Genomic DNA, 12,753 nt, shown 5'->3' with positions numbered 1-12,753 from the left:
AACTCGATTCCATAAGGAGAGATGTTGATCATCGACGCACACAGCCACGTCCACGACCCGCTCACCGACCACATCGCACTACTCGATGAGGCAGGCGTGGACAAGACCATCCTGTTCATGACCCGACCACATCCCGAACGAGCCGGAAACCTCACCGAACTACGCGAAGAGATGGACCTGCTGACGCAGGCGCTCGCCGGCGGCGGCGCCCTCGGCCGCGAAACGGCCCGGCGCGAACTCGATGCCGCAATCGCCGCCTACCCGGAGCGCTTCATCGGATTCGCCTCGGTGCCGCTCGACACGCCCGATGCCGACGCGATCGTCGAACGCGACGTAGTCGGGCGCGGACTGCGCGGCATCGGTGAGTTGACCCCGCCGCCGGACCGAGCGGCCCTGATCGAGCCGGTACTCCGCGCCGCCACCGACCACGATGGACTTCCTGTCGTCGTCCACGGCGCCGCACCCACGACCGCCGCCGACCTGGGCACCCTGACCGACCTCGCGCGACGCTACCCAAGAGTACCGCTCGTGGTCTCCCAACTCGGCGGCGCGCACTGGATGGACGCGATCGAACTGGTCCGCGACACCCCGAACATGTACCTGGAACTGTCCACTGCCAGTATCGTTTTCGCGGTCCGCCTGGCCATAGCCGAAATTCCCGAGCGCACCCTCTTCGGCTCGGATGCCCCCTATGGCGACCCGGTCATCGCACGCATCACCGTCGAACGCGCTACCCGCTCACCACACGTGCGTGAACTGGTCCTCGGCGCAACCGCGCAGCAGCTGCTGAGTTAGCTCGCGGTATCCGGCAATGCCGCGGCGGCATCCCGATCCAACAGCCACGTAGTGGATTCCGACCCAAGTGCACCCGCCGAGGGAATCTCCACCGGATCCGCACCGGCAACCGCGGCGGCAACGGCTTCGGCCTTGGCGGCACCACCGACAACCAGCACAACATGGCGACTGCGCCGCACTGCGGGCAGCGTCAGCGTGACCCGCACCGGCGGCGGCTTCGGCGAATCCGGTACCGCGACAACGAGTTCGTGCTGTTCGCGCACCGCGTCGGTATGCGGGAACAGCGAATTCACATGCCCTTCGCCACCCATACCGAGCAGATGCAGATCGAAGGCCCCGTGCTCGGCCAGGTGCGCGTGCACTGCCGCCGCATACTCGGCGGCGGCTTCGACCGGATCCGGATACTCACCATCGGAGGTGGCAACCGGATGCACCCGCGACGGATCAACCGGCACATGATCCAGCAGCGCCTGTCGCGCCTGCAGATCATTGCGCTCCGAATCGCCCGCGGGCACGAATCGTTCGTCACCCCAGAACACATCGAGCCGCGACCAGTCGATATCGCCCGGTGCCTTACGGACCAGTTCCAACAGTCCGATCCCGGTCCCACCGCCGGTCAACACCACCGATGCGGAGCCACGTTCGGCCTGCGCCGCCACCACGACCGCGACGAATCGCGCGGCCGCGGCGGCGATCAAGGCATCGGTGTCGTCGTGTACTTCGACGGTGCTCGCGGGAACGTTCGCACGCTCACTCATAGGTCACCTTTTCGATTCCGGCGAGCGCCTCGGCATAGATCTCGTCGGCATCCAGCCGTCGCAGTTCCTCGGCGAGGCAGTCGCGAGTTTCTCGGCGCGCCAAGGCGATTCGCTGATCCGGATCACCGGTGCGGGTGAGCGTCGCGGTGCGCCCGGTCTGCGGCCGCTCGATCGCGATCGACACCGTCGGGCGATGCACCTCCACCCGCAACGCACCCGAGCGGCGACGCACCGGACAGTTGAGCCGGGCGGCCAACCAGCCCGCGAGCATATCCAGCGCGGGTTCTTCGCGCAGTCCGGAGATGATCACCGAATCCACCGGCTCGAACGGCGGTTCGTCCATGGCGGCCGCCAACAGCGCCCGCCAGTAGGTGATGCGACTCCACGCCAGATCGGTATCGCCGGAGGCGTAGGAGCCGAGCCGCTTCTTGATCGTCGCCTGCGGATCGGCGGCGAAGGTGGCGTCGGTGATGCGGCGAGTCGCCAAGCGCCCCACCGAATCCTTGGACGGGAACTCCGGGGCACCACGCGGCCACCACGCCACCACCGGGGTGTCCGGCAGCAGGAACGGGATGACGACGCTGCTCTCGTGGTTGATCAGATCCCCCTGCAGCCGCAGCACTATCACTTCGGCTGCTCCGGCATCACCGCCGACGCGGATCTGGGCATCCAACCGGGTCTCGGCCTCGCGATCCCCGCGCGCCAAAACGACCACACGGCAGGGATGTTCGCGGCTGGCGTCATTGGCGGCGTCGATGGCGTCCTCGGCCTCGGAACTGTCCAACGTGCACACGACCAGGGTCAGCACCCGGCCCATGGTGATCACACCATTGCTCTCCCGAAGGCGCACCAGGCGTTTGGTGACCTCGGAGGTGGTGGTCTGCGGCATATCGACGATCATGGCCGCCGCCATTCGCGCCCGGTGCGGGCCAGCATCTCGTCGGCCGAGGCCGGACCCCAGGTCCCCGCCTCGTACTGTTCGGGTTTACCGTCGGCGGCCCAGTGCTCGAGCACCGGATCCAGGATGCGCCAGGACAATTCGACCTCCGCGTTCACCGGGAACAGGGACGGCACCCCGAGCAACACATCGAGGATCAGGCGTTCATAGGCCTCGGGGGAGGATTCGGTGAACGCCTCGCCGTAACTGAAATCCATATTGACGTCGCGCACTTCCATGCTCGACCCCGGCACCTTCGAACCGAATCGGGTGGTGATGCCCTCATCGGGCTGCACCCGGATGACCACTGCGTTCTGTCCGAGTTCCTCGGTCATGGTCTGGTCGAACGGCAGATGCGGGGCCCGCTTGAACACCACCGCGATCTCGGTCACCCTGCGGCCCAGGCGTTTTCCGGTGCGCAGGTAGAACGGCACACCCGCCCAGCGCCGGGTGTCGATCTCGAGGGTGATCGCCGCGTAGGTCTCGGTGCGCGATTGCGGGTCGAAACCCTCCTCGTCGAGCAGTCCGACCACATGCTCGCCGCCCTGCCAGCCTTCCGCATACTGTCCGCGCGCGGTGGTTTCATCGAGGGGCTCGACGAGTTTGGTCGCCGAGAGCACCTTGATCTTCTCCGCCTGCAGCTGCTTGGGTTCGAAGCTGATCGGCTCCTCCATGGCGGTCAGCGCGAGCAACTGCAGCAGGTGGTTCTGGATGACATCGCGGGCCGCGCCGATACCGTCGTAATAGCCTGCGCGCCCGCCCAATCCGATGTCCTCGGCCATGGTGATCTGCACATGGTCGACGTAATTGGCATTCCAGATCGGTTCGTAGAGCTGGTTGGCGAAGCGCAGCGCCAGGATGTTCTGCACCGTCTCCTTGCCGAGATAGTGATCGATGCGGAATACCGTCTCCTCCGGGAACACCCGATTGACCAGCGCGTTGAGTTCGACCGCACTGTCCAGATCGTGGCCGAACGGCTTCTCGATCACCACCCGGCGCCACGGTTTGCGGCCCTCGCCCTCGGTTTTCGTCGCCTGGGCCAGTTTGTGCTCGGAGAGCTGATCGAGCACCACCGGGAACATATTCGGCGGAATCGACAGGTAGAAGGCGTGATTGCCGCCGGTGCCGCGGTCCTTGTCCAGCTTCGCCAGCACGTCGGCGAGTTTGGCGAAGGCGGAATCGTCGTCGAAGGAGCCCTGCACGAAGCGGATGCCCTCGGCCAGGTGGTCCCAGACCTCCTGCCGAAAGGGTGTGCGGGCGTGCGCTTTTACCGCATCGAGCACGACATTGGCGAAGTCCTCGTCCGCATAGTTCCGGCGCGCGAAGCCGACCAGCGCGAAGCCCGGGGGCAGCAGCCCCCGGTTCGACAGATCGTAGATGGCCGGCATCAGTTTCTTCCGGGACAGATCGCCGGTGACGCCGAAGATCACCATGCTGCACGGTCCCGCGATGCGGGGGACCCGCTTATCCCGCTCGTCGCGGAGCGGGTTCTTCCAGGTATTCGTCTGAGTGCCGGCCATCGGGTCAGTTATCCCCGGACTTGGCCAGTTCGCCTGCCGTGGCGGAAAGCAGCTCCTCCCACGACTTCTCGAACTTCTCCACACCCTCGCGCTCGAGCACGTCGAACACGTCGTCGAGGTCGATGCCGACTGCGGTGAGCTTGTCGAAGACCTCCTGCGCGGCCCCGGCGGTACCGCTGACGGCGTCGCCACGGATCTCGCCGTGATCGGCGACGGCCTCGAGGGTCTTCTCCGGCATCGTGTTCACCGTATTCGGTGCGACCAGTTCGGTGACATACAGCGTGTCCGAGTACTCCGGATTCTTCACACCCGTCGAAGCCCACAGCGGCCGTTGCCGATTCGCACCGGAGGCGGCCAGATGCGCGTAGGTCGAGGTGTGCGCTCCACCGTCGAAGACATCCTGGTATTCGGCATACGCCAGGCGCGCGTTGGCGACACCCGCCTGTCCGCGCAGTGCCAATGCCTCCGGTGTACCGATCGCCTCGAGTCGCTTATCGATCTCGGTGTCCACGCGGGAGACGAAGAACGAAGCGACCGAATGGACCTTGGCCAGGTCGTGGCTGGTGGCCTTGGCTCCGCGCAGACCGTCGAGGTAGGCGCCCATCACCTGGCGGTAGCGCTTGACCGAGAAGATCAGGGTCACGTTGACGCTGATGCCCTCGGCGATCACCCGGGTGATCGCGGGCAGGCCCGCCTCGGTGGCCGGAATCTTGATGAACAGGTTGGGCCGATCCACCGTCTTCCACAGGTCGATGGCCTGGGCCACCGTCTGCTCGGCGTCGAAGGCCAGGCGCGGGTCGACCTCGATGGAGACCCGGCCGTCGACGCCGTTGCTGGCCTCGTAGACCCCGGCCAGCACGTCGCAGGCCGCACGCACGTCGTCGGTGGTGATGGTCCGGATCGCGGAATCCACATCCGCGCCTTGGGCGGCAAGCTCTTTCACCTGGCCGTCGTAGGCGTGGCCCTGGCTCAGGGCGCCCTGGAAGATGGTCGGATTGGTGGTGACGCCGACGACGCTGCGGGTTTCGATGAGCTCGGCCAGGTTCCCGGACTGGATCCGGTCCCGCGACAGATCATCGAGCCACACCGAGACGCCCGCGGCGGAGAGGGCGGCGAGGTTTTCGTTCTGTGCCATGAGCTCTTATCCCTTCACGTTTTCCAGGGTGCGCTGCGCGGCAGCGACTACGGCTTCCGCGGTGATACCGAACTCGCGGAACAGGGTCTTGAAATCGGCCGAGGCACCGAAGTGCTCGATCGAAACGATCTCGCCCGCGTCACCGGTGAACCGGTACCACGGCATCGCGATACCGGCCTCGACGGCCACCCGAGCGGCGACCGCCGGCGGCAGCACCTCGTCCCGATATGCCTTGTCCTGCGCGTCGAACCACTCCACACACGGCATCGAGACCACGCGGGTGCCGATGCCCTGCGCCTCCAGCGTAGTGCGGGCGGCGACCGCGAGTTGGAGCTCGGATCCGGTCGCGATCAGGATTACCTGCGGGGTGCCGGTGGACGCCTCGGCCAGCACGTAGCCGCCCTTCTTGACGCCCTCGTAGCTGGTGCCTTCGACGATCGGCAGATCCTGGCGGGTCAGCGCGAGCGCGGACGGCCCGTCCTGGTGGGCCGGTTCGGAGACCGAGAAGTGCGAGGTGTGCTCGCTGCTGTCGCGCTCGAGGATGGTGCGCCAGGCGTAGGTGGTCTCGTTGGCGTCGCCGGGGCGGACCACGTTCAGGCCCGGAATCGCGCGCAGCGCGGCCAGATGTTCGATCGGCTGATGCGTCGGGCCGTCTTCACCGAGGCCGATGGAGTCGTGCGTCCACACGTAGATCGCGGGCACCCGCATCAGGGCGGCCAAGCGCACGGCCGGGCGCATGTAGTCGGAGAAGACCAGGAAGGTGCCGCCGTACGGACGGGTCGGTCCGTGCAGGGCGATGCCGTTCAGGATCGCGCCCATGGCGTGCTCGCGCACACCGAAGTGCAGGGTGCGGCCGTACGGGTTGGCCTTCCACATGCCGGTCGAGATCGACTCCGGACCGAAGCTCGGCGTGTCGGGCATGGTGGTGTTGTTGGATTCGGCGAGGTCGGCCGAACCGCCCCACAGCTCCGGCAGCACCGGCGCCAGCGCGGCGAGCACCTTGCCGGAGGCCTTGCGGGTGGCCATACCTTTCGGATCCGCCTCGTAGGTCGGCAGATTCGCGGCCCAGCCTGCGGGCAGCTCACGCTTGGCGAGCCGATCGAACAGCGCCTTGTTCTGCGGGTTCGCGGCGGCCCACGCGTCGAACTGCTGCTGCCAGGCCGCATGCGCCTGCTGGCCGCGCTCGACGACCTTGCGGGTGTGCGCGATCACGTCGTCGTCGACCTGGAAGTTCTTTTCCGGGTCGAAGCCGAGGATCTTCTTGGTGGCAGCCACTTCGTCGGCCCCGAGTGCGGCACCGTGCGCGGCGCCGGTGTTCATCTTGTTCGGGGCGGGGAAGCCGATGATGGTGCGCAGCACGATGATCGACGGCTTACCGGTCTCGGCCTTGGCCGCGGCCAGCGCCGCCTCGATGGCGACGACGTCCTCGCCGCCCTCGACCACCTGCACGTGCCAGCCGTAGGCCGCGTAGCGCTCGGCGACATCCTCGGTGAAGGCGATGGTGGTGTCGTCCTCGATGGAGATCTTGTTGTCGTCGTAGATCACGACCAGGTTGCCCAGCTGCTGGGTGCCCGCGAGCGAGGATGCCTCGGAGGTGACGCCCTCCTCCATATCACCGTCGGAGGCGATGACGTAGATGAAGTGGTCGAACGGGCTGGTGCCCGGTGCGGCGTCCGGGTCGAACAGACCGCGCTCGCGCCGTGCCGCCATCGCCATACCGACCGCGGCGGCCAGACCCTGCCCCAGCGGGCCGGTGGTGATCTCGACGCCGTCGGTGTGGCGGAATTCGGGGTGGCCCGGGGTGAGCGAGCCCCACTTGCGCAGGTGCTCGAGATCGTTCAGCTCCAGACCGTATCCGGCCAGGTAGAGCTGGATGTACTGGGTGATGCTGGAGTGACCGCAGGACAGTACGAAGCGGTCCCGGCCGACCCAGCTCGGATCGCTCGGGTCCAGGCGCATGGTGCGCTGGTAGAGCGTGTAGGCCAGCGGTGCGAGGCTCATCGCGGTGCCGGGGTGCCCGTTCCCGGCGTTCTGCACCGAATCGGCGGCTAGAACCCGAACGGTGTCGACGGCCTTGGTGTCCAGATCCGTCCAGTCGTCCGGGTGATGCGGCTGAGTGAGGGCGCGGATGTCGTCTGTGACTGACACGACCGAGGTTCTCCTGACATTGTTTCGTCGACGGTGGCGGAGGGGTGCGCGCACGGCAGCTGTGGAATGCGAACCGGGTTTACCCCAACCACCCTAGATGTGCTCGATGACCGGCATGTGAGGAACCCGGCTTAGTTCGGGTGTCGAATCGCTCCGACAGTGTGCCGGAGCGAGGGGCTATGGAAAGAAGGCTGTGCGGCTGGGTCTACCATCGTGTGTAGTAGTTGCCGCCTCGCACCAGCTCGAGAGGGGAGTGCGGCGGCGGTTTCATGCCGGATGCGATGCACAGCGTGCGAGGAGAGACAGTGCGGATTGGGCAACAGCCGGGTGGCAATAGTGCACACGGCTCCTCCGCGACGGCGCTGGCCGACCGGTTGACCGGCGACGGCCTGCTGTCCCGACTACTGCGGCGACCCCTCGCCTACATCGCGTTGACCAAGCCGCGCGTCATCGAGTTGCTGCTGGTCGCGACCATTCCGACGATGCTGCTGGCCGACCGCGGCCATGTCGACATCCGGCTGATCCTGGTCACGCTGTTCGGTGGTTGGATGGGCGCCGCGAGCGCCAATACGCTCAACTGCGTCGCCGATGCCGATATCGACAAGGTGATGAAGCGGACGGCGAAGCGGCCGCTGGCCAGAGCGGCGGTGCCGACCTCGCACGCCTTCGTCTTCGGTGTCACGCTCGGCATCGGCTCCTTCGCCTGGCTGTGGTGGCAGGCGAATCTGCTCAGCGGCCTGCTGGTCGTCGCGACGATCCTGTTCTACGTCTTCGTGTACACCCTCGGCCTCAAGCGCCGCACCTCGCAGAATGTGGTGTGGGGCGGCGCGGCCGGATGTATGCCCGCGCTGGTCGGCTGGTCGGCGGCGACCGGAAATATCGGCTGGCCCGCGATCGCGCTGTTCGGTGTCATCTTCTTCTGGACGCCGCCACACACCTGGGCTTTGGCCATGCGCTACAAGGAGGACTACCGCGCGGCCGGTGTGCCGATGCTGCCGGTCGTGGCCACCGAGCAGGCCGTCACCAAGCAGATCGTCATCTACACCTGGCTCACCGTGCTCACCACCCTCGCGCTGGTCCCCGCGACCGGTGTGGTCTACGCGTCCGTCGCGCTGGTGGCCGGGGCGTGGTTCCTGCTCATGGCGCACCAGCTGTACTCCGGTGTGCGGCGCGGTGAATCGGTGAAGCCGCTGCGACTGTTCCTGCAGTCCAACAACTATCTGGCCGTGGTGTTCTGTGGTCTGGCGGTGGATTCGGTGCTCGGGTGGGACACGATCGGCAGCTTCTTCGGCTAGGTCAGCCGATATATCCATCGGCTGCCCATCGCGCGGCCGCCACCGCAGTAGGTGATCCGTCGATACCGGCGAGGATCGACCGCCGGTTGGCGAGCGTTGTCATCCTTCCAAGGTCTCACCCGAGGCGCAGGTGTGCAGCGGGCCGCCGGGCACCGGAGTCGAGGAGCAATGGCCTCACTGCTGTTGATCGCCGGTTACGGCAGCAGGACGATCGAGCCGGTGGTCTTGCGGCCCTCGAGATCGCGGTGCGCCTGCTCGGCCTCGGCCAGCGGATATGTAGCGCCGATCCGCACATGCAGCGTTCCGTCGGCGATCGCGGTGAGGATATCGGTTGCGCGCCAGAGTAATTCGGCACGGTCGCGGGTGTAGTGCACCAGCGTGGGACGGGTGACGAACAGCGACCCTGCCGGGTTGAGGCGCTGCAGATCGAAGGGTGGTACCGGCCCGCTGGCCGCGCCGAAGAGGGCCAGCATGCCGCGCACCCGCAGAGATGCGAGGCTGGCCTCGAAAGTGGCCGCGCCGACGCCGTCATATACGGCCGCGACGCCGACGCCCTCGGTGCGTGCACGAACCTGATCTGCGAGATCATCGCTGTAGCGCAGCACCTCGCTCGCGCCCGCCTCGCGGGACAGTTTTTCCTTCGCGTCCGAGGAGACGGTGGTGATCACCCGCACGCCGCGCGCCGCGGCGAGCTGGGTGAGCATCAGGCCGACGCCGCCCGCGCCCGCGTGCACCAGCACGGTTTCGCCGGGTTCGGGCTTGTAGATCGATTCGATCAGGTAGTGCGCGGTCATACCCTGCAGCAGCGCCGAGGCGGCTACCGGTGCGTCGACACCGTCGGGCACCTTGACCGCGACCGCCGCAGGTACCGCGACCCGCTGGGCATAGCTGCCGGGTGCGGCCGCCCAGGCGACCCGGTCACCGACTGCGAATTCGGTCACATTCGTGCCGATCTCGGCCACCACGCCGGTGCCCTCGGCGCCGGGAATATAGGGCACCGCCTGCGGGTAGCGGCCGGTGCGGATATAGGTATCGATGAAGTTGATGCCGATCGCCTCGGTGTCGACGAGCAGCTGATCCGGACCGATCTGCGGATCGGGCACCTCGACGTAGTTCAGGACTTCGGGACCACCGTGCTCGGAAACCTGAATAGCGCGCATGAGATCCGTTCTACACCCACGGGGGCTGGACCCGAACGTACCGGTCAGTAAACTAACCGCCATGAGTGTTGAAGCCGCCGCCCCAGTCCAGCTGTCGGGTTCCCTGGTGGATTCGGTCAAGGGATTCGTCGCCGAGCACGGCGGCTCCGCCACCGCTGTACTGCAACCGATCGGCCGCGCGGGCGTGCGCGTCACCCTGGTCGGCTCTGACGGTGTCCTCGGTGACCGCGTGGTCGACGATCTGGCGACCGCCAAGGAATTGGTCGAGACCATCAATGGCCTGACCGAGGCCGATGAATGGGACCGCGAGCTGATCTCGGTGGTCACTCCGCGCAAGGGGCACTGGGCCAAGATGGCCGGTTGGGTCGCCCGGCAGACCCGTTTTCCCAAGGCGCGCAACGAGAACTGAACCGTTCAGCCTTCCTTGGTCGCGCCGTCCAATTCGCGAGTCTCGCCTGGGACGGCGCGCAGGATCCGCCGCACGACCGGGCCCGCGAAGATTCCCGCGAGCCGGGTAAATGGCCAGATGCCGAGGATCAGCAGCAGGATCAGACCCCGCGCCTGGTAGATGAGCGGTGCATGCTGCATGGCTTCGGGATACGGATCGATGGTGACCAGCGAGCGGAACCACGCGAAAAGCGTTTCGCCGGTTCGATATTCGCGTGCCACCGTGGTCGGATCGTATTCGATGATCACCCCGGACAGCAGCGCGGCCGTCAGGGCCGGGAAGGTTATGCGGTCCAGCGGGGTGATCACCGGACGCGACGGGCCCGCTATCAGATCCGGTAGGAACAGCAATACCGCCCCGATCGTGGCCGCGGCGACGCCGCCGATCTGCACGATCGTGGTGACCACGTGCAGCGCACCGGAGGGGCGGGCATGCGGTTCGGCGGTGATCACATTGATCAGGCGGGTGAGGACTATGAGGCACACCCCGGACCGAAATGCCGTCGATCCGAACCGCTGGCTGCGGTCCATGTCCGGATAACGGGTGTAGCTGCGGAAACCGTCGCGCCGGTAGCGCCACACATGACCGAGCACGAACAGCACGAACGCGCCGTAGGGCAGCGCGATCCACAACAGCGATGTCACGGCGAGTTCGCTTTCCGCTTGCCGACGATCGGACGTATCACGGTCGCAGAGACACCGAATGTCGAACAAGGGACCAACGGCCCTTACCGAAGGGTACTTCGCGCGTAGGCGGCGAATCGTTCGAGGATCGCCGCCGACTCGCGGCCTACTTCGGGAGCTCGACCTCGCCGTTCTGGTGCCCATTCGTACTGAGATTCATTGCGGGCAGCAGAGATTCGCGTGCGATCGAGGTGAGCGCACCTGCCTGCTGAATGATCTCGGCCAATGCCGAGGTGACACCCTGTGCGCCGTTCAACACCGTGAACTGATCGACGTGCTCGAACGGCGCCGCCGCCGCGGCGACGATCTGCGGGAGCTTCTCCGCGATCTGCTGTGCGATGACGGCCTCCTGGTTCTGGCTCATCGCCTCGGCGCGCTGCTGGATACCCGCGGCCTCGGCGGCCATATGCGCGCGCACCGCGTCTGCCTCGGCCAGCCCCCTGGCCTTGATGGCGTCTGCCTCGGCCTGACCGGTGAGCCGGGTGGCCTCGGCCTCGGCGGCGGCCCGCAGTTTGATCGCCTCGGCCTCGGCGAGTGCCTGCATTTTCGTCTGTGCCGCAGCGGCTTCCGCTCGCAAACGGGTCTCCTGGGCGTCTGCCTCGGCCTGGCTGATCCGCGCGTCACGGCCCGCGGTGGCCAGTGTGGTCTGGCGATAGGCCTCGGCATCCGCCGGCTTGCGGATCTCGACCTGCAGCTGCTGTTCCTTCTGCTGTGCTTCTAGTTGTGCGACGCGCGTTGCCATTTCGACGACTGCCTGGCGAGCCTTGGCATCGGCGAGCGGGCCCTGCTGGGCGGCTTCCTGACTCGCGCTGTCCACCTCGGCCTGATAGCCGGCCTTCTTGATCTGGGTGTCACGCATCGCCAGTGCGATCTGGGCCTGTGCTGCCTGCTCCTGTTCGATGGCCTCGCGCTCGGCATTGGCGCGGGCGATGCGGGCCTGCTGCTCGACCGCGGCCTGATGCGGAATCGCAAGATTGGCGATGTAATTCGAGCCGCTGGCGATGGATTGAATCTGGAAGCTGTCGATCACGAGGCCGAAGGACTCCATTTCCTGCGAGCACCGGTCGCGGACCTGCTCGGAGAATTTGTCCTGGTCGCTGATCATATCCTCGACGGTCATCGAACCCGCGATCGCGCGCAGATGGCCGACGAAGACATTCTGCACCTTGGTTTCCAGCTCCTCGGCCGGGCGGTCCAGGAACCGGCGGGCCGCATTCGCGATGGAGCGGTAGTCGTCACCGACCTTGTAGACCACCACACCGGCCAGCTGCAGACTGATCTTCTGCTGACTCACACAGGGGACGGTGATCTGACTTTCGTGCGCCTCCAATGAGATTCGGCGCACCTTGGTCAGTCCGGGTGCCACCAGACTGCCGCGTCCAGTGACGATCCGGAAGCCCATGCTCTCGCCGAAGGACTGTTCTTCGCCCGCGCGGAATCCGGAGATGATCAGTGCCTCATCGGGTTCGGCGACCCGCCAGGACAGCCGGAACAGCACGGCGGCCAGGAACAGCACAACAGCGGCGATGCCGACGACGACCAGTATCAGGACGTCCATGATGAACCTTCATTTCAAGGGAGTGACTTCAACCGTGCGCCCACCCAGGCTCCCGACCACGAGCACCTGGGTATGCCTCGGAATGGTTGTCGCCCCGTCGGCAGGGCGTGCGAGAAATCGCTCGGTGCCCGCCCGCACCTCGATCAGAACTTCGCCGAGATGGTCCGGCTTGATCGTCGCGGTGACGCGGGCGATCTTGCCGATCACGTCTGTCGCCACCGACACCTCCCTGCCGCGGTTCGACCACTCCACGGTAGACCGCGCGGTTTCCGAGAGCCGTTGGCGCAAGCGATCTTTACGTTTCCCTTATGCCCTC

Annotated in this window: 12 protein-coding genes; 3 read left to right on the top strand and 9 right to left on the bottom strand. The window is 66.5% G+C overall.

The window, feature by feature from the left end; all coding sequences use genetic code 11:
• The first annotated feature begins 21 nt into the window (after positions 1-21).
• The gene (locus ACZ60G_RS06955) at positions 22-795 is read left to right on the top strand and encodes an amidohydrolase family protein (protein ID WP_465807967.1); all 774 of its coding nucleotides are present in this window, start codon (positions 22-24) and stop codon (positions 793-795) included.
• Here the strand turns inward: ACZ60G_RS06955 and pgl are convergent.
• The 5 genes from pgl to tkt are packed head-to-tail and all read right to left on the bottom strand — an operon-like array spanning position 792 to position 7,293.
• Positions 792-1,553 carry a 6-phosphogluconolactonase gene (gene pgl / locus ACZ60G_RS06950; protein WP_465807965.1) on the bottom strand — a complete coding sequence of 254 codons (762 nt, stop codon included), beginning with the start codon at positions 1,551-1,553 and terminating at the stop codon, positions 792-794. The genes ACZ60G_RS06955 and pgl overlap by 4 nt on opposite strands.
• On the bottom strand, positions 1,546-2,454 hold the full coding sequence (opcA, locus tag ACZ60G_RS06945) for a glucose-6-phosphate dehydrogenase assembly protein OpcA (protein ID WP_465807964.1): 909 nt from the start codon (positions 2,452-2,454) through the stop codon (positions 1,546-1,548). Before opcA ends, pgl begins: the two co-directional genes overlap by 8 nt.
• The gene (zwf, locus tag ACZ60G_RS06940) at positions 2,451-4,010 is read right to left on the bottom strand and encodes a glucose-6-phosphate dehydrogenase (RefSeq protein ID WP_465807963.1); all 1,560 of its coding nucleotides are present in this window, start codon (positions 4,008-4,010) and stop codon (positions 2,451-2,453) included. The genes opcA and zwf overlap by 4 nt, the downstream gene beginning before the upstream one ends.
• 4 nt (positions 4,011-4,014) lie before the next feature.
• On the bottom strand, positions 4,015-5,145 hold the full coding sequence (tal, locus tag ACZ60G_RS06935) for a transaldolase (protein ID WP_465807962.1): 1,131 nt from the start codon (positions 5,143-5,145) through the stop codon (positions 4,015-4,017).
• Between the two features lie 6 nt (positions 5,146-5,151).
• Positions 5,152-7,293 (bottom strand): transketolase, encoded by a 2,142-nt coding sequence (gene tkt, locus ACZ60G_RS06930; protein WP_465807961.1) that lies wholly within the window; start codon positions 7,291-7,293, stop codon positions 5,152-5,154.
• 305 nt (positions 7,294-7,598) lie between these two features.
• On the opposite strand from tkt, the gene ACZ60G_RS06925 reads away from it, so the two are divergent.
• Entirely contained in the window at positions 7,599-8,588 is a 990-nt protein-coding gene (locus ACZ60G_RS06925; RefSeq protein ID WP_465807960.1) for a heme o synthase, read from the top strand.
• Positions 8,589-8,782: 194 nt separating this feature from the next.
• Here ACZ60G_RS06925 and ACZ60G_RS06920 read toward each other — a convergent pair whose 3' ends face one another.
• Positions 8,783-9,748: a quinone oxidoreductase family protein gene (locus ACZ60G_RS06920; protein ID WP_465807959.1), complete on the bottom strand. Its 966-nt coding sequence runs from the start codon at positions 9,746-9,748 to the stop codon at positions 8,783-8,785.
• A gap of 61 nt (positions 9,749-9,809) precedes the next feature.
• Between ACZ60G_RS06920 and ACZ60G_RS06915 the strand changes: the two genes are divergently transcribed.
• Positions 9,810-10,157 (top strand): hypothetical protein, encoded by a 348-nt coding sequence (locus ACZ60G_RS06915; RefSeq protein ID WP_040692025.1) that lies wholly within the window; start codon positions 9,810-9,812, stop codon positions 10,155-10,157.
• Between the two features lie 5 nt (positions 10,158-10,162).
• Here the strand turns inward: ACZ60G_RS06915 and ACZ60G_RS06910 are convergent, their stop codons facing one another.
• From ACZ60G_RS06910 to ACZ60G_RS06900, 3 genes are all read right to left on the bottom strand, one after another.
• Positions 10,163-10,840: a respiratory nitrate reductase subunit gamma gene (locus ACZ60G_RS06910; protein ID WP_465807958.1), complete on the bottom strand. Its 678-nt coding sequence runs from the start codon at positions 10,838-10,840 to the stop codon at positions 10,163-10,165.
• Between the two features lie 145 nt (positions 10,841-10,985).
• The gene (locus ACZ60G_RS06905; RefSeq protein WP_465807957.1) at positions 10,986-12,437 is read right to left on the bottom strand and encodes a flotillin family protein; all 1,452 of its coding nucleotides are present in this window, start codon (positions 12,435-12,437) and stop codon (positions 10,986-10,988) included.
• Between the two features lie 9 nt (positions 12,438-12,446).
• The gene (locus ACZ60G_RS06900; RefSeq protein ID WP_218007608.1) at positions 12,447-12,656 is read right to left on the bottom strand and encodes a hypothetical protein; all 210 of its coding nucleotides are present in this window, start codon (positions 12,654-12,656) and stop codon (positions 12,447-12,449) included.
• Positions 12,657-12,753: the final 97 nt, after the last annotated feature.

The sequence above is a fragment of the Nocardia sp. NPDC102475 genome (assembly GCF_055584605.1).
This window is presented reverse-complemented; position numbering and strand designations above follow the sequence as displayed.

Bases quoted from the DNA above. Each gene is read 5' to 3' on its own strand.
- ACZ60G_RS06955 (WP_465807967.1), top strand. From the start codon at position 22: ATGTTGATCATCGACGCACACAGCCACGTCCACGACCCGCTCACCGAC.
- ACZ60G_RS06915 (WP_040692025.1), top strand. From the start codon at position 9,810: ATGAGTGTTGAAGCCGCCGCCCCAGTCCAGCTGTCGGGTTCCCTGGTG.
- tal (WP_465807962.1), bottom strand. From the start codon at position 5,145: ATGGCACAGAACGAAAACCTCGCCGCCCTCTCCGCCGCGGGCGTCTCG.
- pgl (WP_465807965.1), bottom strand. From the start codon at position 1,553: ATGAGTGAGCGTGCGAACGTTCCCGCGAGCACCGTCGAAGTACACGAC.
- opcA (WP_465807964.1), bottom strand. From the start codon at position 2,454: ATGATCGTCGATATGCCGCAGACCACCACCTCCGAGGTCACCAAACGC.
- ACZ60G_RS06905 (WP_465807957.1), bottom strand. From the start codon at position 12,437: ATGGACGTCCTGATACTGGTCGTCGTCGGCATCGCCGCTGTTGTGCTG.
- zwf (WP_465807963.1), bottom strand. From the start codon at position 4,010: ATGGCCGGCACTCAGACGAATACCTGGAAGAACCCGCTCCGCGACGAG.
- ACZ60G_RS06920 (WP_465807959.1), bottom strand. From the start codon at position 9,748: ATGCGCGCTATTCAGGTTTCCGAGCACGGTGGTCCCGAAGTCCTGAAC.